20 protein-coding genes are annotated in these 19,351 nt (G+C 66.4%); 12 read left to right on the top strand and 8 right to left on the bottom strand.

Going from position 1 to position 19,351, the window contains the following annotated elements:
• Positions 1 to 45: 45 nt before the first annotated feature.
• The 4 genes from ftsZ (at position 46) to ACF8ME_RS18435 (ending at position 3,407) form a co-directional block, all read left to right on the top strand.
• Positions 46 to 1,284 carry a cell division protein FtsZ gene (gene ftsZ / locus ACF8ME_RS18420; RefSeq protein WP_392417722.1) on the top strand — a complete coding sequence of 413 codons (1,239 nt, stop codon included), beginning with the start codon at positions 46 to 48 and terminating at the stop codon, positions 1,282 to 1,284.
• Between the two features lie 93 nt (positions 1,285 to 1,377).
• Complete coding sequence (gene lpxC / locus ACF8ME_RS18425; RefSeq protein ID WP_012203406.1) at positions 1,378 to 2,301, top strand: UDP-3-O-acyl-N-acetylglucosamine deacetylase; 924 nt, start codon at positions 1,378 to 1,380, stop codon at positions 2,299 to 2,301.
• Positions 2,302 to 2,314: 13 nt separating this feature from the next.
• The gene (locus tag ACF8ME_RS18430; protein WP_016448025.1) at positions 2,315 to 2,491 is read left to right on the top strand and encodes a hypothetical protein; all 177 of its coding nucleotides are present in this window, start codon (positions 2,315 to 2,317) and stop codon (positions 2,489 to 2,491) included.
• Positions 2,492 to 2,540: 49 nt separating this feature from the next.
• Positions 2,541 to 3,407 (top strand): alpha/beta fold hydrolase, encoded by an 867-nt coding sequence (locus tag ACF8ME_RS18435; RefSeq protein ID WP_392417723.1) that lies wholly within the window; start codon positions 2,541 to 2,543, stop codon positions 3,405 to 3,407.
• Here the strand turns inward: ACF8ME_RS18435 and ruvC are convergent.
• From ruvC to ACF8ME_RS18465, 6 genes are read right to left on the bottom strand one after another with little or no spacing between them, the layout of a single operon-like run.
• The gene (gene ruvC / locus ACF8ME_RS18440) at positions 3,404 to 3,952 is read right to left on the bottom strand and encodes a crossover junction endodeoxyribonuclease RuvC (RefSeq protein WP_016448023.1); all 549 of its coding nucleotides are present in this window, start codon (positions 3,950 to 3,952) and stop codon (positions 3,404 to 3,406) included. The two genes, ACF8ME_RS18435 and ruvC, sit on opposite strands and share 4 nt — an antisense overlap.
• A 17-nt stretch (positions 3,953 to 3,969) precedes the next feature.
• Positions 3,970 to 4,686, bottom strand: coding sequence for a monofunctional biosynthetic peptidoglycan transglycosylase (gene mtgA / locus ACF8ME_RS18445; protein ID WP_392417725.1), 717 nt, complete (start codon positions 4,684 to 4,686; stop codon positions 3,970 to 3,972).
• Positions 4,687 to 4,693: 7 nt separating this feature from the next.
• Positions 4,694 to 5,554, bottom strand: a complete 861-nt coding sequence (gene aroE, locus ACF8ME_RS18450; protein ID WP_392417727.1) for a shikimate dehydrogenase — start codon at positions 5,552 to 5,554, stop codon at positions 4,694 to 4,696.
• Positions 5,555 to 5,595: 41 nt separating this feature from the next.
• Positions 5,596 to 6,459 (bottom strand): energy transducer TonB, encoded by an 864-nt coding sequence (locus ACF8ME_RS18455; protein ID WP_016448020.1) that lies wholly within the window; start codon positions 6,457 to 6,459, stop codon positions 5,596 to 5,598.
• A 48-nt stretch (positions 6,460 to 6,507) separates the two neighbouring features.
• Complete coding sequence (locus ACF8ME_RS18460) at positions 6,508 to 8,574, bottom strand: ribonuclease catalytic domain-containing protein (RefSeq protein WP_046983931.1); 2,067 nt, start codon at positions 8,572 to 8,574, stop codon at positions 6,508 to 6,510.
• Positions 8,575 to 8,629: 55 nt separating this feature from the next.
• A complete protein-coding gene (locus tag ACF8ME_RS18465) occupies positions 8,630 to 9,214 on the bottom strand; it encodes a YqiA/YcfP family alpha/beta fold hydrolase (protein WP_016448018.1) in 585 nt (194 codons plus the stop codon).
• Between the two features lie 212 nt (positions 9,215 to 9,426).
• On the opposite strand from ACF8ME_RS18465, the gene rodA reads away from it, so the two are divergent.
• From rodA to ACF8ME_RS18485, 4 genes are all read left to right on the top strand, one after another.
• Complete coding sequence (gene rodA / locus ACF8ME_RS18470) at positions 9,427 to 10,596, top strand: rod shape-determining protein RodA (protein ID WP_016448017.1); 1,170 nt, start codon at positions 9,427 to 9,429, stop codon at positions 10,594 to 10,596.
• Positions 10,597 to 10,948: 352 nt separating this feature from the next.
• On the top strand, positions 10,949 to 12,409 hold the full coding sequence (gene tldD / locus ACF8ME_RS18475; protein WP_017404622.1) for a metalloprotease TldD: 1,461 nt from the start codon (positions 10,949 to 10,951) through the stop codon (positions 12,407 to 12,409).
• A 97-nt stretch (positions 12,410 to 12,506) separates the two neighbouring features.
• A complete protein-coding gene (locus tag ACF8ME_RS18480; RefSeq protein ID WP_016448015.1) occupies positions 12,507 to 13,127 on the top strand; it encodes a hypothetical protein in 621 nt (206 codons plus the stop codon).
• A 441-nt stretch (positions 13,128 to 13,568) separates the two neighbouring features.
• The gene (locus ACF8ME_RS18485) at positions 13,569 to 14,726 is read left to right on the top strand and encodes a 3-deoxy-7-phosphoheptulonate synthase (RefSeq protein WP_016453139.1); all 1,158 of its coding nucleotides are present in this window, start codon (positions 13,569 to 13,571) and stop codon (positions 14,724 to 14,726) included.
• A 57-nt stretch (positions 14,727 to 14,783) separates the two neighbouring features.
• Here the strand turns inward: ACF8ME_RS18485 and ACF8ME_RS18490 are convergent, their stop codons facing one another.
• The gene (locus ACF8ME_RS18490; protein WP_392417729.1) at positions 14,784 to 15,152 is read right to left on the bottom strand and encodes a YqcC family protein; all 369 of its coding nucleotides are present in this window, start codon (positions 15,150 to 15,152) and stop codon (positions 14,784 to 14,786) included.
• 247 nt (positions 15,153 to 15,399) lie between these two features.
• Here ACF8ME_RS18490 and ACF8ME_RS18495 point away from each other — a divergent pair, with 247 nt between their 5' ends.
• On the top strand, positions 15,400 to 15,717 hold the full coding sequence (locus ACF8ME_RS18495) for a hypothetical protein (RefSeq protein WP_016448012.1): 318 nt from the start codon (positions 15,400 to 15,402) through the stop codon (positions 15,715 to 15,717).
• Between the two features lie 83 nt (positions 15,718 to 15,800).
• Here ACF8ME_RS18495 and mpl read toward each other — a convergent pair whose 3' ends face one another.
• Positions 15,801 to 17,240, bottom strand: a complete 1,440-nt coding sequence (gene mpl / locus ACF8ME_RS18500) for a UDP-N-acetylmuramate:L-alanyl-gamma-D-glutamyl-meso-diaminopimelate ligase (protein WP_061288105.1) — start codon at positions 17,238 to 17,240, stop codon at positions 15,801 to 15,803.
• A gap of 244 nt (positions 17,241 to 17,484) precedes the next feature.
• On the opposite strand from mpl, the gene ACF8ME_RS18505 reads away from it, so the two are divergent.
• From ACF8ME_RS18505 to accB, 3 genes are all read left to right on the top strand, one after another.
• Positions 17,485 to 18,093 carry a hypothetical protein gene (locus tag ACF8ME_RS18505; protein WP_016448010.1) on the top strand — a complete coding sequence of 203 codons (609 nt, stop codon included), beginning with the start codon at positions 17,485 to 17,487 and terminating at the stop codon, positions 18,091 to 18,093.
• Between the two features lie 46 nt (positions 18,094 to 18,139).
• Positions 18,140 to 18,640, top strand: coding sequence for a TlpA family protein disulfide reductase (locus tag ACF8ME_RS18510; protein WP_392417926.1), 501 nt, complete (start codon positions 18,140 to 18,142; stop codon positions 18,638 to 18,640).
• A 145-nt stretch (positions 18,641 to 18,785) separates the two neighbouring features.
• On the top strand, positions 18,786 to 19,250 hold the full coding sequence (accB, locus tag ACF8ME_RS18515) for an acetyl-CoA carboxylase biotin carboxyl carrier protein (RefSeq protein ID WP_392417731.1): 465 nt from the start codon (positions 18,786 to 18,788) through the stop codon (positions 19,248 to 19,250).
• Positions 19,251 to 19,351: the final 101 nt, after the last annotated feature.

Here is a 19,351-nt window from a genome sequence, read left to right on the forward strand (position 1 = left end):
CCCAGACGGTGGTGACCACTTACAGAGAGCTACAGGAGAACCAACATGCCCATCGACATGATTGAAGTTGAAGAATTCAACCAGGGTACGCAGATCAAGGTGATCGGCGTTGGCGGCGGCGGCGGCAATGCCGTCGAGCACATGATTGCGCGCAACGTGCAGGGCGTGGAGTTCGTCTGCGCCAACACCGACGCGCAGGCGCTGCGGCGCAGCAGCGCCCACCGCACCATCCAGCTCGGTGGCAGCGGCCTGGGTGCGGGCAGCAAGCCCGACAAGGGCCGCGAAGCCGCCGAGCTGGCCGAGGACGACATCCGCACTGCCATCGAAGGCGCGCACATGCTGTTCATCACGGCCGGCATGGGCGGCGGCACGGGCACGGGCGCTGCGCCCGTGATCGCGCGCGTGGCCAAGGAAATGGGCATCCTCACCGTGGGCGTGGTCACCAAGCCCTTCGAGTGGGAAGGCGGCCGACGCATGGCCAACGCCGACAGCGGCCTGAGCGAACTCGAAGCCAACGTCGATTCGCTGATCGTCGTGCTCAACGAGAAGCTGCTGGACGTGCTGGGCGACGACATCTCGCAGGACGAGGCCTTTGCCCATGCCAACGACGTTCTCAAGAACGCCGTGGGCGGCATTGCCGAAATCATCAACGAGTACGGCCATGTGAACGTCGACTTCGAAGACGTGCGCACCGTCATGGGCGAACCCGGCAAGGCCATGATGGGCACGGCCAAGGCCGCCGGCCCCGACCGCGCGCGCATCGCTGCCGAGCAGGCCGTGGCCTGCCCGCTGCTGGAGGGCATCGACCTGTCGGGCGCCAAGGGCGTGCTGGTGCTGGTCACGGCCGCCAAGGGCAGCCTCAAGCTGTCCGAGTCGCGCCTGGCCATGAGCACCATCAATGCCTACGCCTCGCCCGATGCGCATGTGATCTACGGCGCTGCCTACGACGACAGCCTGGGTGACGAGATCCGCGTCACCGTGGTGGCCACCGGCCTGTCGCGCCCCAGCGCACGCCGCCAGAACATGCAGGTGGTGCAGGGCGGCCTGCGCACCGGTACCGACAACATGAGCTACCAGCTGCCCTCGGCCTCCATGGGTGCCGCAACGGCAGCCGGCGGCCTGGTCGGCGGTGCCGCTGGCGGCGCCGACTATGCCAACAACATGTCGGTGCCCAGCGTCTGGCGTACCAACCGCACGCAGGCCGCTGCCCGCGTCGATGCCCTGGCCTCCGGCGGCATGGACGATCTGGAAATCCCGGCCTTCCTGCGCAAGCAGGCTGACTGAGCAGCGGCCGATACGGTCGCTGCATGGTTGTGATAGCGAATGCCGTGCCAGGGCCATGCCCTGCGCACGGCTGCCGCACTTTAAAATAGCCGGATGCTCCAACAACGCACCATCAAGACGATCACCCGTGCCGTGGGCGTGGGTCTGCACAGCGGCCAGCGCGTCGAATTGACGCTGCGTCCCGCGCAGCCCGACACCGGCATCGTGTTCCGTCGCGTGGACCTGCCGGAGCCCGTGGACATCCCGATCTCCGCCGAAGCCGTCACCGACACGCGCATGGCCTCGACCATCGGCACGGGCGGCGCCAAGGTGCATACCGTGGAGCACCTGATGTCGGCCATCGCCGGCCTCGGGCTCGACAACATCTACATAGACATCACCGCCGAGGAAGTGCCCATCCTCGACGGCTCCTCCGCCTCCTTCGTATTCCTGCTGCAAAGCGCGGGCATCGAGCTGCAGAAGGCGCCCAAGCGCTTCATCCGCGTCATCCGCCCCGTCGAGGTGCGCGAGGGCGAGGGCCAGAACCTCAAGTGGGCACGCTTCGACCCGTACCACGGCTTCAAGCTGCGCTTCGAGATCGACTTCGCCCATCCTGCCGTGGACTCCACGGGCCAGTGCGTGGAGTTCGACATGGGCGAGGACAACTACACGCGCGACATCGCGCGCGCGCGCACCTTCGGCTTCACCAAGGACGTGGAAATGCTGCGCAGCCACGGCCTGGCGCTGGGCGGCGGCATGGACAACGCCATCGTCATGGACGACTACAAGGTGCTCAACAGCGATGGCCTGCGCTATGACGACGAGTTCGCCAAGCACAAGATCCTGGACGCCATCGGCGACCTGTACCTGATCGGCAGGCCCCTGCTGGCCGCCTACAGCGCCTTCCGCTCGGGCCACGGCATGAACAACCAGCTGCTGCGTGCCCTGCTGGCCCAGCCCGACGCCTGGGAACTGGTCAGCTTCGACAGCGAGCGCCAGGCGCCCAAGGGCTTCGCCCAGCCCGCGCGGGCCTGGTGAGGCGGGCGCCGCCATGCTGATCTTCCGCTGGCTGGCCACCGTGCTGCTGCTGGCGTCAGCCGTGTCCTTTGCGTTCTACCTGGGCACGGGCCAGCCCCGCTACAAGCGCTGGGGCTTCATCATCCTCAAGTGGACCGTGATTGCCGGCGTGACCTTCTTCGCCGTGCTGTTCTTTGGACGCATCGTCTGAGGTCCTGAATGGGCTGCGCTGCCGCCATTGCGGAGACTGCCGGGCCGCCATGAAGGAAATTCGGATCCGGGCCGGCGACGGCCACACCCTTGTGCTGGTGCGCAGCGGCTGCGTCCAGGGGCCTGTCGTGGCCATCACGCACGGCACCTTCTCCGGCACCGCATCCTGCGACCGGCTCGGCGCGTATCTGGCGGCGCAGGGATTCGGCACTTGGCTCTTCGACTGGCGCGGCCATGGACGGAACCCGGCCTGCGGCCATGGCCATGATCTGGAAGCCGTGGCCAGGCATGACATCGCCAGTGCCATCGAGGCCATCCGCAGCGAGGAGCAGGGCCGGCCTTTGACCCTGATAGGCCACAGCGGGGGCGGCATTGCGGCAGCCATCTGGGCCGCTCGCAATCCCGATGTGGCCCGGGACCATCTGGCCGGTGTCGTGCTGCTGGCCGCCCAGGCCACCCATGCTGCCTCCACACCGCTGGCCTGGGCCAGGATCCGGGGTTACCTGGCGTGGATAGGCCGCCGGAACTGGCTGGCAGCCAACCGCATGGTGGGGCCCGAGGCGGAAAGCGGCCAACTGATGCGCCAGTGGTGTCAGTGGAATCTCCAGCGCCGATTTGTGGGACATGACGGCATGAACTATCTGCAGGCACTCTCCCAGGTGCGTATTCCCGTTCTGGCGCTGGCGGGTGCTGGAGACCGCCTGATTGCACCCTGGCAGGGGTGCGAAGCGCTGGCAAGCGCCTTCGGCGGGACGGATGTGGAGTTCGTGCTGTGCGGCAAGGCCGCCGGTTTTGTCGAAGACTACAGCCACAGCAGGTTGCTGATGGCCGGCAATGCGCAATCCGATGTGTTCCCCCGGATCGCGCAATGGATCAGGCTCAGGGCCGAGCAGGGTGGCCAAGCACTGGTGTCCTAGTAGACGCGCCCACCTTTGTAGACCGCATGCTGGCGGCGCTGCAGCTGCGTGACCTCGGCCATCTTCGTCATGGCGGCGCCTGCATGGGCGTGGGTGATGGCCAGGCCCAGGGCGTCGGCGGCATCGGTGCCGGGCAGGCCGGGCAGTTGCAGCAGGCGGCGCACCATTTCCTGGATCTGGCTCTTGGCCGCACGGCCATGGCCGGTCATGGCCTTCTTCATCTGCAGTGCCGTGTACTCGGCCACCGGCAGGCCGGCGTTGACCAGGGCCGTGAGCGCGGCGCCGCGTGCCTGGCCCAGCAGCAGGGTGGATTGGGGATTGACGTTGACGAAGACGATTTCCACGGCCGAGGTGTCGGGCTGGTAGCGGCTGGCGACTTCCGAGATGCCGTCGAACAGCAGCTTGAGCCGGCCCGGCAGGTCGCCGAGCGCGATGCCCGTGGTGCGGATGGTGCCGCTGGCCACATAGGCCAGGCGGTGGCCGTCGACGTCGATCACGCCGAATCCCGTGGTCTGCAGACCGGGGTCGATTCCAAGGATGCGCATGGGGTGAATGTAGCTGTTCAGGGGACGACGGCGCTGGGCATTCTCTGCATGACCGTGCGCGTGCGCTGCAGCAGATAGCCGGAGTTGGGCAGCTTCTCGAAGCGCTTGGGCTGGGGCAGCATCACGGCCAGGCGCGCGGCCTCGGCGGCGCTGAGCTGGGAGGCGCTCTTGCGAAAGTAGTGGCGAGCGGCCGCCTCGGCGCCGAACACGCCCTGGCCCCATTCCACGCTGTTGAGGTAGATCTCCAGGATGCGCTGCTTGCTCAGCATCAGTTCCAGCAGCTGGGTCAGCACCAGTTCCTGCCCCTTGCGCAGCAGGCTGCGTTCGCCCGACAGCAGCAGGTTCTTGGCCAGCTGCTGCGTGATGGTGGAGCCGCCATAGATCTTGGGCGCCTTGCCGTTGTCGGCCTTCATGGCCCGGGCTTCGGCGCGCTGGTTGCGCTGCCAGGCTTTCTCGATGGCTTCCCATTGCACCCCGTGGTGTTCGGTGAAGCTGCCGTCTTCGGAGGCAATGACGGCGCGCTTGAGCGTGGGCGCGATGCGGTCATAGGGCAGCCATTGCTGGCTCCAGTGCAGGCCTTCGGAGCTGCGCAGCATCTGCCAGGCTTCGGAGCGCTGGAAGGCTGTGGACTCGGGATCGACCACCACCATCAGCGCAATGCGCAGCACGAAGAACAGCTGCAGCAGCAGGCCGGCGCACAGCACCAGCAGCAGGGCGCGTGCCAGGGATTTCATGAAGCGCTCAGCCGCCTTGAGCAATATGGGCGCGCAGCTCGTTCAGCACCTGGGCCGAGGGCGGGCGCACGCCGCGCCACAGCGCAAACGATTCGGCCGCCTGCTCCACCAGCATGCCCAGCCCGTCGCGGGCCGTGGCGCCGTGCTGTTCGGCCCACTGCATGAAGCCCTGGGCCGCGGGGCCGTACATCATGTCGTAGGCCAGGCTGCCAGTGCGCAGCACGCGGGCCGGCACGGGCACCTCGGCACCGGCCAGGCTGCTGGCGGTGGCGTTGATGACCACGTCGAAATCCTCATCCACGGCCTGCTGCTCCAGCGCCACCAGTTCCACGCCATGTTGCGCGGCAATGGCGGCATGGCGCTGCACCAGGGCCTGGGCGCGCTCGAAGGTGCGGTTGACCACGGCGATGCGGCGCGGGCGCTCGGCAAGCAGCGAGCCCAGTGCGCCGGCTGCGGCGCCACCCGCGCCCAGCAGCAGCAGGTCGCGCCCGGCCAGCGGCACGCCCGCATTGCGCACGATGTCGGCCACCAGGCCCAGGCCGTCGGTGTTGTCGGCATGGATACCGTCCGCCGCCAGCACCAGGGTGTTGGCGGCGCCGGCCAGTTGCACGCGCTCGCTGGAGGTGGTGGCCAGCTGTGCGGCTTCCAGCTTGAAGGGTACGGTGACATTGCAGCCGCGTCCGCCTGCCGCGAAGAAGCCGCGCACGGCCTCGGCAAAGCCATCCAGCTCCACATGCTGGCGCTCGTAGCGCAGGTCCTGCCTGCACAGTTCGGCAAAGCGGGCATGGATCCAGGGCGAACGGCTGTGCGCGACGGGGTTGCCCATGACGCAGTAGCGGTCGGAGGAGGTGGCGGCAACGGAAGTCATGTCGAAAAAATGGAGTGCGAAGAGGGCGGGGCGCTACTGGGCTACTGGACCGTGGTCTGCAGCGTCTGCTCACGCGTGAACTTGAAGCGCGAGACCACGGCGATCTGGTCGGCCTTGGCGCGCATGGCGGGGCCGAAGTGGCCGAAGGGGCCGGCCGCACGCGCGATGGCTTCGGCGCGGGTGTCCAGCAGGCGGTTGCCCGAGCCCTGCACGATCTCGGTGGACAGCACGCGGCCGTCGTGGTTGACGGTGAGGATCATGACCAGCTCGCCATAGAGCTTCTTGCCGGCCTGCTCGGGAAAGTTCTCCGTGCCCTTGTCCTCGACCTTGCGGCGCAGGCCGTCGTAGTAGATGGCGTAGACGGCCTCGCGCGTGGACGGGCTGATGTAGCGCTTCTTGGGGCGGGCGTTTTCTTCGTTGATGCGTTTTTCGATCTCGGCCAGCAGCTTGACCAGCTGCTGGCGCTTTTCCTGCTGGGCCTGCTGCTCCTTGGTCTGCTTGGCCGCCTCGCGCGGGTCCAGCGGCGGCAGGGCCGCGACCTGCTTGCGCAACTGCGTCAGCAAGACGGTCTGCTGCTCCTGCATGGAGTCGATCTGGCGCTGGCGCTCCTCGAAGTCGTCGCCCACGGCCGTGAGTGCCGAGTAGGGCATGGGGCTGGAGGCCCGGCCCTTGTCGGCTTCGCCGCCGCCGGCCAGCGAGGTCTGCGCGATGGCCTGCGCCTTGTCGGGCTGCTCGTTGGCGCGGGCATTGACCAGGATGACTTCCAGCGGCGTGTCCTGGAACACGCGGTCGAAGCGTTCCGGATCGATGAACCGGAACGAGAGCAACCCGGCATGCAGGGCAATGGAGACACCCAGTGCCAACTGCAGCGTACTCAGGGAACGGAAGGCGGTAGGCAGTTTCACGTCAGATCTAAGGCAGTGGCTTGGATGCGAGGCAGGGGCGCGGGCAGATCAGGGCTGGGCAGGATCGGCCGCGGGCGTGCCGTCGGTCTCGTTCATGTCCACGGCGATGGCGATGGGGCCGGCCACGGCCTCCTCGTCGTCCTCCGCTCCATCGTCGGCAGCGGCGGCGTCGCTGTCCAGGCGCTCGATCAGCGTGCCCGAGACATCGAGCGCGATCTCGTCGATCTCGCCCAGGCGCACGCGCACATGGGCACCGCGCGGCAGGCCGGTGACGCCCAGCACGGGGAAGACCAGCGGCAGGTCGTCGGCGCGCACCAGCAGGCCGCCGCCCATGCCTTCCTTGATGACGGTGGCCGTCAGCTCGGTGATGGCGTTCTGCTGCAGGTACTTGAGCGTCCAGAAGCGCTCCATGCCTGCCTGGTAGCCGTTGTAGGCGCTGTAGGCGCCGTCAAAGCTGCTGATGATGCCGAACAGCTCGGCATCCTTGGGCTTGAACGGCGCGGCCAGTGCGGCGGTCTTGCCGTGGCGCGCGCAGGCAATGATCTGCCACTGGTTGACCAGGTCCACATAGCGGCGCAGCGGCGAGGTGGCCCAGGCATAGCTCTTGACGCCGATGCCCGCATGGGGAAGCGCCTTGGTGGACATGCGCACCTTGATGCCGGGGGCCAGGCTGGCCTGGCTGCGGTAGATGCCGGGCACGCCCAGATCGGCCATCCAGCCGCCCCAGGTGCTGTTGGCCACGATGGCGGCCTCTGCCACGATCAGGTCCAGCGGTGCGCCGCGCTTGCGCACGGTGATCTCGACCTGCTCGTTGCCGCGGGGCTCGGCGCTGCCGTTGCCCACCAGGCGGAAGTTGTAGTCGGGACGGTTGAAGTTCTCGGGCTTGCCCCGCACCAGTTCGCGCCCGGCCTTCAGGTGCCTGGCCCAGCGCTGCAGGAACGTCAGTTCGGCGCGCTTGCCCTGCAGCACTTCGGGCGTGCCCTCGACCTCGATGGACGGGTCGGCCAGCCACTGCTCGGTGACGATGTGGTCCAGCTTGTCATGGCGGAAGTTGACCTGCACGGGCACGCGTTCCAGGCGCGTCTCGCTGGCCGTGGTCTCCAGCGTGGCCTCGTCCACGGTGACGTACAGCGACACGGCGGGGTTGGCGCGGCCTTCGTCCAGCGTGTAGATCTGCACCACCTCGTTGGGCAGCATGGTGATCTTGTAGCCGGGCATGTAGACGGTGGACAGGCGCGAGCGGCCGAGCTGGTCCAGCGGCGTGCCCGGCACGATGGCCAGGCCGGGGGCCGCGATGTGGATGCCCACGGTGACCGTGCCCGTGCCCAGGCCGCGCACCGACAGCGCGTCATCGATCTCGGTGGTGGCCGAGTCGTCGATGGAAAACGCCTGGACATCGGCCAGCGGCAGCTCTGCCGGAGGCTGGGGCGCCTCCAGCGGCGGAAATTGCGTGCCCTTGGGGAAGTGGTCGAAGAGGAAGCGCTTCCAGTGGAATTCGTAGGCCGATTCAATGGCGCCGGCCCTGTGCAGCAGATCCAGCGGTGCCAGGCGCGTGGCGCGGCTGGCCTCGACCACGGCCTTGTATTCGGCGGCGTTCTTGTCGGGGCGGAACAGGATCTTGTAGAGCTGTTCGCGGATGGGGCCGGGGCATTCGCCAGCGCCCAGCTGCTCGGCCCAGGCCGTGATCTGGGCCTGGATCTGCTTTTTCTTCTCTATGCCGGCCAGCGCCTGCTGCAGGATTTCGGCCGGCGCCTTCTTGAAGCGGCCCTTGCCGGCGCGGCGAAAGTAGTGCGGCGCCTCGTAGATGCGAAACAGCGCGCCGGCCTGCTGGGCCAGCGTGGCATTGTCCGAGAAATAGTCGCGTGCCAGGTCGGCGAAGCCGAATTCCTCCTCGGGGGCGAATTCCCAGGCCAGGTCCAGATCGATCTCGGCGGCCATTGCCTGGCCCTGGGCGATCAGCTCGGCAGGCGCCGGCTTGTCGAACTTGAGCAGGATGTTGGCGGACTTGACCTTGACCCGTTTGCCCGAGTCCAGTTCCACCTGGGCGGAGGTGTCGGCTTCGGAGAGGATGCGGCCGGCCAGGAACTTGCCGGCTTCTTCAAACAATGCGTGCATAGCCCGATATTCTCCCACGCTGCGGCTGGCAGCTGCCGCGCAGGCGTGTGCGGCATCAGGCCAGATTCAGGAACTCGTCGAGCTGGGGCAGGTACTCCTCGAAGTTGCTCAGCGCGTGATCGCCGCCTTCCTGGATGATCTGCAGCGCATGCGGGTAGCGCGCGCTCATCTCGCGCCAGTCCAGAACTTCGTCGCCCTCGGCCGCCAGCAGCATCTCGGGCGCGGCCGGTGTCATGGAGCGCGTGTCCAGCGCGCGCAGCTCTTCCATGTACTCGCGGCGAAAGAAAAAGCGTTCCTCGGGGTTGTGCCAGGACGTCTGCTCGCCAATGTACTTTTCAAGATCGCGCGCCGGGTTCACGGCCGGGTTGATCATCACGCTGCGGCAGCGCGCCAGCTGGGCCACCCAGCTGGCGTAGTAGCCGCCCAGCGAGGAGCCGATCACGGCCATGGTCTCTCGCGGCCAGCTGCCTATGCCGTCGGCAATCAAGGCGGCCGCCTCGCGCGGGGATGGCGGCAATTGCGGGCTCCACCAGCGCACATGGGGATGGCGCGTGGCCACATGTTCGGCCATGCGCCGGGCCTTGGTGGATTGGGGTGAGGAGCGAAAGCCGTGCAGATACAGCAAATGGGTGGTGGTCATGGCGGGCGCTCTCCTTTGCGTTGCTGGGGCCGGGCGCCGGATGCGGCCCGGACGGCTCATGGCCCATTGTGGCCGCTGCGGCGGGCGGCGCCCAGCAGGGAAGGCCCGGGCCGACAGCTGGATGACAACCGCCTCCGTGGGCAACCCTGCGCCGGGCTGGGCCGCATGCGCCACGGGATAATGGCGGCCCGTGCCCGCGACCGACCATCCCCGTGACCGAATTCGACAAGCCCTCCCTCTGGCAACGTGTTGCCCCGCTGCTGCGGGGCTTTGACTTCTGGTTGCTGCTGTTCGTGGGCATGCTGGCGTCGGCGGGGCTGATCGCCATGTACTCCTCGGGCTTCGACCACGGCACGCGCTTCACCGACCACGGGCGCAACATGCTGATCGCGGCGGCCATCCTCTTTGTCGTGGCCCAGATTCCCCCGCAGCAGCTCATGAAGGTGGCCGTGCCGCTGTACATGCTGGGCGTGGCGCTGCTGGTGGCGGTGGCGCTGTTCGGCATCACCAAGAAGGGGGCTCAGCGCTGGGTCAACGTGGGTGTGGTGATCCAGCCCAGCGAGCTTCTGAAGATCGCCACGCCGCTGATGCTGGCCTGGTGGTTCCAGCGCCGCGAGGGCCAGCTGCGCGGCACGGACTTCGTGATCGCCATGGTGCTGCTCATGGTGCCTGTCGGGCTGATCATGAAGCAGCCCGACCTGGGGACCTCGCTGCTGGTGATGGCGGCCGGCCTGTCGGTGATCTTCTTCGCGGGCCTGCCCTGGAAACTCATCGTTCCGCCCGTGCTGGCCGGTGTGATCGGCATCACCCTCATCGTCTGGTACGAACCCCAGCTGTGCGCCGACGGCGTGCGCTGGCCCGTGCTGCATGAATACCAGCAGACCCGTGTCTGCACCCTGCTGGACCCCACGCGCGACCCCCTGGGCAAGGGGTTCCACATCATCCAGGGCATGATCGCCATCGGCTCCGGTGGCGTCTGGGGCAAGGGATTCATGGCAGGCACGCAAACCCACCTGGAGTTCATCCCCGAGCGCACGACCGACTTCATCTTCGCCGCCTATTCCGAGGAGTTCGGCCTGGTCGGCAACCTGTTCATCATCGTCTCCTTCCTGCTGCTGGTCTGGCGCGGGCTGGCCATCGCCATCCAGGCCAACACGCTGTTCGCGCGGCTCATGGCGGCGGCCGTGGCCATGATCTTCTTCACCTATGCCTTCGTGAACATGGGCATGGTCAGCGGCATCCTGCCCGTGGTCGGCGTGCCGCTTCCCTTCATCAGCTACGGCGGCACGGCCATGGTCACGCTGGGGCTGGCGCTGGGGGTGCTGATGTCGGTGGCGCGTTCGCAGCGGCAACTGCCGGGCGAGGGCGGCGGCCCGCTCTGAACACCAGTTTGCGGCGCCCAAGGCGCCTGCAAATGTCAAATAGTCTGGATGCCTGCTGCCGGAAAGCTCCGTTTCTCTCCATGATTTGGCGAGCAAGCCAAGCCTGCATGAGACTGGCATGCTCCTGTTTCCATAACGTCTGCGGGATGACCGTGCACTTGCCACGGACGCCGAGGCGCGCTACAAAGCAAGCGCGGACATGGGCCAGCATGTTCGCCATCCACGCGGATGCATGCCTACGGAATGCCGCTCAGCCTGGTGGGGCGGCATTCCGTTCTTTTTTGCAGGCCCATGAGCCGTTGGCTGCCCCCGTTGCACGGCGAGGGCATGGCCGGCTCTCTACAATGGGCGAATGATCTCCCGCGAACCCACCATTGAACGCCTGGCCACAGCGCGCCAGTTGCTGCTTGAGCCCTTCGGGCTCGATGAAACCCATCTCGCGCGCGCACTGGCCGAGATCCGCAGCCACCAGGTCGACGACGCCGACCTCTACTTCCAGTACACCCGCGCCGAAGGCTGGAGCCTGGAAGAGGGCATCGTCAAAACCGGCAGCTTCAGCATCGACCAGGGTGTGGGCGTGCGGGCGGTCAGCGGCGAGAAGACGGCCTTTGCCTATTCCGACGATATTTCCGAAGCCTCCCTGCTGGATGCGGCACGCACCGTGCGCTCCATCTCGGGCGCGGCCCAGAGCAAGCGCGTGCGCGCCAACGCGTCCAAGATCGCGCAAAGCCGCTCGCTGTATCCGGGGCTGGATCCCATTGCCACGCTGGACAGCACGGCCAAGGTCGAGCTGCTGGGCAAGGTCGAAACCCTGGCCCGCGCCAAGGACCCGCGTGTCGTCCAGGTCATGGCCGGCCTGGCCAGCGAGTACGACGTGGTGCTGGTCGCCCGCGCCGATGGCACGTTGGCTGCCGATGTGCGGCCGCTGGTGCGTCTTTCCGTCACCGTGATCGCCGAGCAAAAGGGTCGGCGCGAAGTGGGTTCGGCCGGCGGTGGTGGCCGTTTTGGCCTGGCCTATTTCAGCGATGAGCAGATCACGCAATATGTGGACGAAGCCGTGAGCGCGGCCCTCACCAACCTGCAGTCGCGCCCCGCGCCGGCAGGCGAAATGACCGTGGTGCTTGGCCCCGGCTGGCCCGGCGTGCTGCTGCACGAAGCCGTGGGCCACGGCCTGGAAGGCGACTTCAACCGCAAGGGCGCCAGCGCCTTCAGCGGCCGCATCGGCCAGCGCGTGGCGGCCAAGGGCGTCACCGTGCTGGACGACGGCACGCTGGCCGATCGCCGCGGTTCGCTCAACGTCGATGACGAGGGCTGCACCAGCCAGAGCAATGTGCTGATCGAGGACGGCATCCTCAAGGGCTACATCCAGGACGCAATGAACGCCCGCCTGATGGGCGTCAAGCCCACGGGCAACGGCCGCCGCGAAAGCTATGCCCACATCCCCATGCCGCGCATGACCAACACCTACATGCTAGGTGGCGACAAGGATCCGCAGGAAATCGTGGCCTCGATCAAGAAGGGCCTGTACGCCACCAACTTCGGCGGCGGGCAGGTCGACATCACCAGCGGCAAGTTCGTGTTCTCCGCCAGCGAGGCCTATTGGGTCGAGAACGGCAAGATCCAGTACCCCGTCAAGGGCGCGACCATCGTGGGCAGCGGCCCGGAATCGCTCAAGCACATCACCATGATCGGCAACGACATGCGCCTGGACAGCGGTGTGGGCACCTGCGGCAAGGAAGGCCAGAGCGTGCCCGTGGGCGTGGGTCAGCCTACGCTGCGCATCGACGGCCTGACGGTGGGCGGCACGGCCTGACCGTCGCATGCCCGCGCCCTGCATGGCAGGGGGCGGGTCCTCTGTCCTGCCTGACGCGGCCCGCCGCGCTCCGTGGGCGCCGCCCGGCGCCGATTCCATGACCCAGCTTTCCTTTCCTTCCCGGCCAGGCCTGCAGACTTCTGCCCATCCCCTGCGCAGCCTGCCGGAACACTGGCGCACCTGGGCCGGCGAGTCGCGGCTGAACCGCGTCTGGCTGAACGAGTTGATCGTGGGCGACCTGCAGCCCATGCACCAGCAACTGGCCTTGCTGGCCGTTGCGCTGGACGAGGCCGTGCGCGTGCGCTATGCGGGCAGTGCACGCCCTGCCGTGGAAGAGGCCATACAGCAACTCGACCTGGCCGTGCTGGACCACCAGCACTTCCTCACCACGCTGGGGGCGGTATGGCACGCCCTCTACGAATTTCCCGCCTACCAGCGCCTGCTCAAGGGATTCAGGGAGGTCGTGCACGCCTGGCAGCAGTCCGTGCTGGTGGGCGATGCCCAGGAGCCCGAGCATTTCCGCCGCTGCGAGCGTCTGGGCTGGCGCCTGCTGGGAGATGCGTGCCTGTTGATAGACATGTTTGCGGAATCCGCCGCTGTGGCCGGCGGGTTCGATGCCGCCGCAATGCAGCCTTGGTACCGGACGCGTCGCTGGCGTCCCTGGAGCGCCCTGCGCCGAGCACTGCGCAGGCTGCGCGACTCCTTGCTGCGGCGTTGAGGCGGGCCTGCCGCGATGCGCGGAAGCGTCATTTTCTGGGGTTTGCACGTTTTCAAAGGTGAATGCAAGAAAACTGCATGCCATCGTGTATTTATCCGTTTTGACGAAGTATTTTTGCGTTGAACGGTTAAAAAAGCAGTTTAAGTGCGTGGAGGATTTTGAGGTTTCTCTCTGTGGCACTGTGAAGTGCGCCCCCCGTGCTGCCATGGCCATGTTGCACTGCGAAAAATGACTGTGCTACATTCAGTTCCCATGCAAGCCCGTACCTCCTTCTACTTTTACTTTTGGTTCTCCTCCCCGGCGGAAGAGAGGTAAGCGCGCGCACCCGAACAAACCTCCCTCAGAACCGCCGAAGCTGCAGAGCCCGGCGGTTTTTTGTTTTTCCCCTCCCGATTCTTCGCTCCGTTTTCCACGATCCATCTTTCCTCACGAAAGCAAGCAATGACTGCTCATCAAGCTTCCCTCGCCGATTCCTGGTATCGCGGCGGTTCCCAAAAGACTGGCCAAACCGACGACGCACGTATCAAGGACATCACCGTGTTGCCCCCTCCCGAGCACCTCATTCGCTTCTTCCCCATCCGCGGTACGGCCGTCGAAACCCTGATCGGCGATACCCGCCGCACCATCCACAACATCATGGCTGGCGAGGATGACCGCCTGCTGGTCATCGTCGGCCCCTGCTCCATCCACGATCCGGCGGCCGCCATCGAGTACGCGCGCCGCCTGGCGCCCATACGCGAGCAGTACAAGGACACGCTGGAGATCGTGATGCGCGTGTACTTCGAAAAGCCGCGCACCACCGTGGGCTGGAAGGGGCTGATCAACGATCCCTACCTGGACCAGAGCTACCGCATCGACGAGGGCCTGCGTATTGCGCGGCAACTGCTGATCGACATCAACCGCCTGGGCGTGCCGGCCGCCAGCGAGTTCCTGGATGTGATCTCTCCCCAGTACATCGCCGATCTGATCAGCTGGGGCGCCATCGGTGCGCGCACCACGGAAAGCCAGGTCCACCGTGAACTGGCCTCGGGCATCTCGGCGCCCATCGGCTTCAAGAACGGCACGGACGGCAACATCCGCATCGCCACCGACGCCATCCAGTCGGCCAGCCGTGGCCACCACTTCCTGTCGGTGCACAAGAATGGCCAGGTTGCCATCGTGAACACGGCGGGCAACCAGGATTGCCACGTCATCCTGCGCGGCGGCAAGACTCCCAACTACGACGCCGCCAACGTGGCCGCTGCCTGCGAGGACCTCGAAAAGGCGGGCCTGACGCCCACGCTGATGGTCGACTGCAGTCACGCCAACAGCTCCAAGCAGCATGAGCGCCAGAAGGACGTGGCCCGCGACATCGCCGGACAGATCAGCGGCGGCTCGCGCAGCGTGTTCGGCGTGATGATCGAAGGCCATCTCGTGGGCGGCGCCCAGAAGTTCACGCCCGGCAAGGACGAAGTGGCTGCCCTGACCTACGGCCAGAGCATTACCGACGCCTGCCTGGGCTGGGATGATTCCCTGGCCACGCTGGCCGAGCTGTCCGACGCCGTGCTGCAGCGCCGCGTCAAGCAGACCGAGGCGGCAGCAGCCTTGGTGGCTGCCTGAGGCGCAAAAGAAAACGGGGCGTCTGCGCCCCGTTTTTCGTGCCTGGCCGCTCCGTGGTCAGTGGGACGATGTGGCGTTCGGCGGAGTCAGACCGCACTGGTTCAGCGTGTCGTCTATGCCCTGCAGCAGGGCCAGCAACTGGCGCTTGTCGAATTCCACGGGCTGGCTCCACTCATGTTCGGCCAGCGGATGCACGTGGCTTTGGCAGGGCAGCTGGCCGCCGGCCTCGATCACGGCACGCAGCCGGGGCAGGAAAACCCACTGCAGCCATTGCTGCAGCTTGAGCGTGTCGTACATGAAGGGCATGGTCGACGCCATGGCCTCGGGGCTTGGCGCCACGGCCGACCAGAGGCTCTGGCTGCGCAGCTCATCTTCGAGCTGCTGCAGTTGGTCAAGCAGTTTCTGGTGTGTGGTGTCGGTCGTCATGCGATGCGGTTGATGAAGATTCGGGGTCCAATCTGCAGGCGATTGTACGTTTGCACCTTGAAGCGGGCGCCGTGCCGCCATGAAACACCTGCTGCTGGCAGTGCCAGCCCCAGGCTGCGGCGCTTGCGCCATGTCAGCTTGCCCGGGGTGTGGAAAAGGCGCTTGCGGTTAAGCTCGCGGTATGAGTAACGGCCCTGTCCGCGCGAGCAGGCACGGGGTTGTATCCAGTAATGACGAGAGGAGTTCCATGCGCAGCGAAGTGATTGTGGTGTTGGATGCCGGAAAAGAGTACCGCACGGACACCAACGGGCTCACCCCCATGAGTTCCGATGAAGGACGGCATTGGCTGGACCAGCAGTTCATCTCCATGGACTGCGAACCCCTGCGTGCCAGCGGCAAGGTACTGCTGGCCGACAAGCTGGTGGTGGTGGCGCGCGCGGCGCGTTCGCGTGCCGGGCTGTTCGACGACGAGCAGTGGCGCAACAGCTATGCCGTTGCAGCCCAGGCCGTGCTGTCCAAGCCGCTGATCCGTGTCGACGTGCCCGCCATGTCCATCAGCTACTGACGGCTGACAGGCGAAGGCACATGAAAGAAGCCCGGGCATGTCCCGGGCTTCTTTCATTGGGGTGGGGCTTGCTTGCGCTTTGTTCAGCCTGCGGCCTGCAGGGCAGCCAGCAGCTTGGGATGTATGCCGCCGAAGCCGCCGTTGCTCATGCACACCACATGGTCGCCCGGCCGGGCGGCTGCGAGGATCTGTCCGATCAGCGTGTCCATGTCGCCTGCCACCTGCGCCTTGCGGCCAGGGCCCACGCCCAGGGGATGCAGCGCCTCGGCGGCGTCCCAGTCCAGGCCGGCCGTGTGGCAGAACACCAGATCGGCGCTTTCCAGGGACCAGGGCAGTTGCGACTTCATGGTGCCCAGCTTCATGGTGTTGCTGCGCGGCTCGAACACCGCAAGGATGCGTGCCTGGCTGCCGAGTTTGCGGCGCAGGCCGTCCAGCGTGGTGCGTATGGCCGTGGGGTGGTGGGCGAAGTCGTCGTAGACGGATACGCCGCCCGCCATGCCGCGCAGCTCCATGCGTCGCTTGACGTTCTGAAAGCGCGCCAGCGCCTCGCAGGCCTGTGCCGGCGTCACGCCCACGTGCTCGGCTGCCGCAATGGCGGCCAGCGCGTTGAGCTGGTTGTGTTCCCCGGTCAGCGCCCATTCCAGGCGGGCCACCTTGCGGCCACGGTGCAGCACGTCGAAGGCGCTCGGATCGCCCTCTGCGCTGAAGTCGCTGACCACCGCCCCGAAGCTGGAAACCTCGCTCCAGCAGCCCTGGTGCAGCACGCGGGTGATGCTTTCCTCGATGCCGTTGACAACAAGCCGGCCCGAAGCGGGGACGGTGCGCACCAGATGGTGGAACTGGCGTTCGATGGCACCGAGATCCTCGAAGATGTCGGCGTGATCGAACTCCAGGTTGTTGAGCACGGCCGTGCGCGGGCGGTAGTGCACGAACTTGCTGCGCTTGTCGAAGAAGGCCGTGTCGTATTCATCGGCCTCGATGACGAAGACGGGCTCCGCGCCGGCCGGGCCCTCGCCTGGCGTCGGGCGCCTGGATGCACCCAGGCGGGCAGAGACGCCGAAGTCCAGCGGCACGCCGCCGACCAGAAAGCCCGGGGCCAGGCCTGCGCATTCGAGAATCCAGGCCAGCATCGACGTCGTGGTCGTCTTGCCATGCGTGCCGGCCACGGCCAGCACATGGCGCGGGCAGGACGGATGGTGCAGCACATGTTCGCAAAGCCATTGCGGCCCGCTGGTGTAGGGAGCGCCGCTTTCGAGGATTGCCTCCATCAGTGGGAACTTGGGGCTGCCGTCGGGCAGGCGCGCGCGGCTGACCACGTTGCCTACGACATACATGTCGGGTTGCAGGGTCATCTGGTCGGCGCCGTAGCCCTCGATCAGCTCGATGCCCAGTGCACGCAGCTGATCGCTCATCGGCGGGTAGACGCCGGCGTCGCAGCCTGTGACGCGGTGCCCAGCCTCGCGCGCCAGCGCGGCCAGTCCGCCCATGAAGGTGCCGCAGATGCCCAGAATATGTATGTGCATGGCCGGGCATTCTACGGTTGCCGCCATGTCCGGGATGGCTGGCCTGCAAAAACAGGAGCTTGCGGCCCAGCAGGCACCGGGTCCCGGAAACACAAGGTTGCGAAATCGCCGGTGCAAGGCGCTGGCGGGAGCATGCAAAGCCCGTCAGCGGCCGGCGTTGCTGCGGCTTGGGTCACAATGGCCCGGGGCCATCCGCAGGGAAGGCCTCTTATATATATGTAGGGATACAGCGGATCGTAAAGCCATGGACCAAGCCACTGCCGAAATTGCCCAGACTGCGGCCCGCCTCGTGGTCGAGGAAGGTCTGGAATGGGGGCCTGCCAAGCACCGCGCTGTGCGCCAGCTGGGACTGCCCTCGCGCACTGCGCTGCCGGGCAATGACCTGGTGGAAGAGGCTGTGCGCGAATACATCGCCCTGTTCTGCGCCGACACCCAGCCCCAGGAACTGCAGGCCCTGCGCGAGCTGGCTCTGCAATGGATGGATCGCCTGGCCGAGTTCCGTCCCCACTTGGCCGGCGCCGTCTGGCGCGGCACGGCCACGCGCCTGTCCGATATTTATCTGCAACTGTTCTGCGACGACCCCAAATCGGCAGAGATCGCACTGATCAACCAGCATGTGAACTACGAACCCAGCACCGTGACGGGATTCACCGGCCAGAGCGTGGAGGCGCTGAGCATCCATGCCTTCTGCCGCCCGCTGAACGAGGATGTGGGTGTGCACCTGCTGGTCCATGATCTTGACGATCTGCGCGGCGCGCTCAAGCCCGATGGACAGGGGCGCAGCCCGCGTGGCAGCGCAGAGGCATTGCGCAAGCTGTTGAACCAGGACGAAGGGGAGGCCGACCGTGGCTGATTCCGTGGATGCAGGTCAAAACACATCTTCCCGCCGCCGCTGGCTGATGGGCGGCGTTGCCGCCGCTGCGGGACTGGGTGGCGCCGGATTGGCCTGGTGGCGATTTCAGCCCCATGCCATGGAGTCCAGCGCCGAAGAGCTGCTGTGGCAGCAGCGTTTCATCACGCCGGATGGCTCGGCCATGACGCTGTCGCGCTGGCGTGGCAAGCCGGTGCTGGTCAATTTCTGGGCCACCTGGTGCCCGCCGTGCGTGCGCGAACTGCCCATGCTGGATGCCTTCTCGGCACGCCAAGACCAGCATGGCATTCAGGTCATTGGCCTGGCCGTGGACAAGCCCGAGGCAGTGCAGCGCTTTCTGGGCCGCACACCCCTGCGTTTCCCCGTGGCGCTGGCGGTGGAAGGCGGTCTGGGCCTGACCCGCTCGCTCGGCAATCTGCAGGGCGGACTGCCCTTCACCGTGCTGCTCGGCGAGGATGGCCTGATGCGGCAACGTAAAATAGGTGAGCTTACTACCGAAGATCTGGCTTCCTGGAGCGCAAAAGGCTGATTTCCGCAGCGACCGAGCCTGTGCAGGCTCAGGAAATCCCCCGAATTCCATGGCGACGTTGATGAAAAATATGCCTCAAAGCACGCAGAAGGGCGAAATTGGAGTAAATTCGCGCCCTATTTAGTTGTTAGCCGCTGGAGCTCCCATGGATTTGCGAAAACTCAAGACCCTCATTGATCTGGTGTCCGAATCGAACGTGTCGGAACTGGAGATCACCGAAGCAGAGGGCAAGGTCCGGATCGTCAAGAGCGAAGGCGCCGTGGTGCAGCACTACGTGGCTGCGCCCATGCAGGCTCCGATGGCTGCGCCCGTGGCAGCACCTGTGGCCGCTCCCGCAGCAGCGCCCATGGCAGCCCCTGCCGAGGCAGCCGTCGCGGGACATGTGGTGAAGTCGCCCATGGTCGGCACCTTCTACCGCGCATCCAGCCCTGGCGGCAAGCCTTTCGTGGAAGTGGGCAACCAGGTCAAGGAAGGCGAGACCATCTGCATCATCGAAGCGATGAAGATTCTCAACGAGATCGAGGCCGACAAGAGCGGCACCATTACCCGCATCCTGGGTGAAAACGGCCAGGCCGTCGAGTACGGCCAGCCCCTGTTCGTGATCGAGTAACCTGCAGGCGAGCGATGCCGCAAGCGGCACGACGCCCTGGCGCGAACGCATGCCGCGGCGCGACAGAGCAATTGGCTCAACTGACGGCTTCGGCCTGCGTA

Source organism: Delftia sp. WSY_7 (assembly GCF_043104845.1).
GTDB lineage: Bacteria > Pseudomonadota > Gammaproteobacteria > Burkholderiales > Burkholderiaceae_C > Comamonas > Comamonas tsuruhatensis.

Excerpts from the sequence above, each read along its gene's own strand:
- ACF8ME_RS18490 (WP_392417729.1), bottom strand. The coding sequence starts at position 15,152 with ATGACGACCGACACCACACACCAGAAACTGCTTGACCAACTGCAGCAG.
- ACF8ME_RS18480 (WP_016448015.1), top strand. The coding sequence starts at position 12,507 with ATGACCCAGCTTTCCTTTCCTTCCCGGCCAGGCCTGCAGACTTCTGCC.
- accB (WP_392417731.1), top strand. The coding sequence starts at position 18,786 with ATGGATTTGCGAAAACTCAAGACCCTCATTGATCTGGTGTCCGAATCG.
- ruvC (WP_016448023.1), bottom strand. The coding sequence starts at position 3,952 with ATGCGCATCCTTGGAATCGACCCCGGTCTGCAGACCACGGGATTCGGC.
- ACF8ME_RS18465 (WP_016448018.1), bottom strand. The coding sequence starts at position 9,214 with ATGACCACCACCCATTTGCTGTATCTGCACGGCTTTCGCTCCTCACCC.
- ACF8ME_RS18435 (WP_392417723.1), top strand. The coding sequence starts at position 2,541 with ATGAAGGAAATTCGGATCCGGGCCGGCGACGGCCACACCCTTGTGCTG.
- ACF8ME_RS18460 (WP_046983931.1), bottom strand. The coding sequence starts at position 8,574 with ATGCACGCATTGTTTGAAGAAGCCGGCAAGTTCCTGGCCGGCCGCATC.
- mpl (WP_061288105.1), bottom strand. The coding sequence starts at position 17,240 with ATGCACATACATATTCTGGGCATCTGCGGCACCTTCATGGGCGGACTG.
- ACF8ME_RS18430 (WP_016448025.1), top strand. The coding sequence starts at position 2,315 with ATGCTGATCTTCCGCTGGCTGGCCACCGTGCTGCTGCTGGCGTCAGCC.
- ACF8ME_RS18485 (WP_016453139.1), top strand. The coding sequence starts at position 13,569 with ATGACTGCTCATCAAGCTTCCCTCGCCGATTCCTGGTATCGCGGCGGT.
- lpxC (WP_012203406.1), top strand. The coding sequence starts at position 1,378 with ATGCTCCAACAACGCACCATCAAGACGATCACCCGTGCCGTGGGCGTG.
- ACF8ME_RS18510 (WP_392417926.1), top strand. The coding sequence starts at position 18,140 with ATGGGCGGCGTTGCCGCCGCTGCGGGACTGGGTGGCGCCGGATTGGCC.
- ACF8ME_RS18505 (WP_016448010.1), top strand. The coding sequence starts at position 17,485 with ATGGACCAAGCCACTGCCGAAATTGCCCAGACTGCGGCCCGCCTCGTG.
- ftsZ (WP_392417722.1), top strand. The coding sequence starts at position 46 with ATGCCCATCGACATGATTGAAGTTGAAGAATTCAACCAGGGTACGCAG.
- tldD (WP_017404622.1), top strand. The coding sequence starts at position 10,949 with ATGATCTCCCGCGAACCCACCATTGAACGCCTGGCCACAGCGCGCCAG.
- aroE (WP_392417727.1), bottom strand. The coding sequence starts at position 5,554 with ATGACTTCCGTTGCCGCCACCTCCTCCGACCGCTACTGCGTCATGGGC.
- mtgA (WP_392417725.1), bottom strand. The coding sequence starts at position 4,686 with ATGAAATCCCTGGCACGCGCCCTGCTGCTGGTGCTGTGCGCCGGCCTG.
- ACF8ME_RS18495 (WP_016448012.1), top strand. The coding sequence starts at position 15,400 with ATGCGCAGCGAAGTGATTGTGGTGTTGGATGCCGGAAAAGAGTACCGC.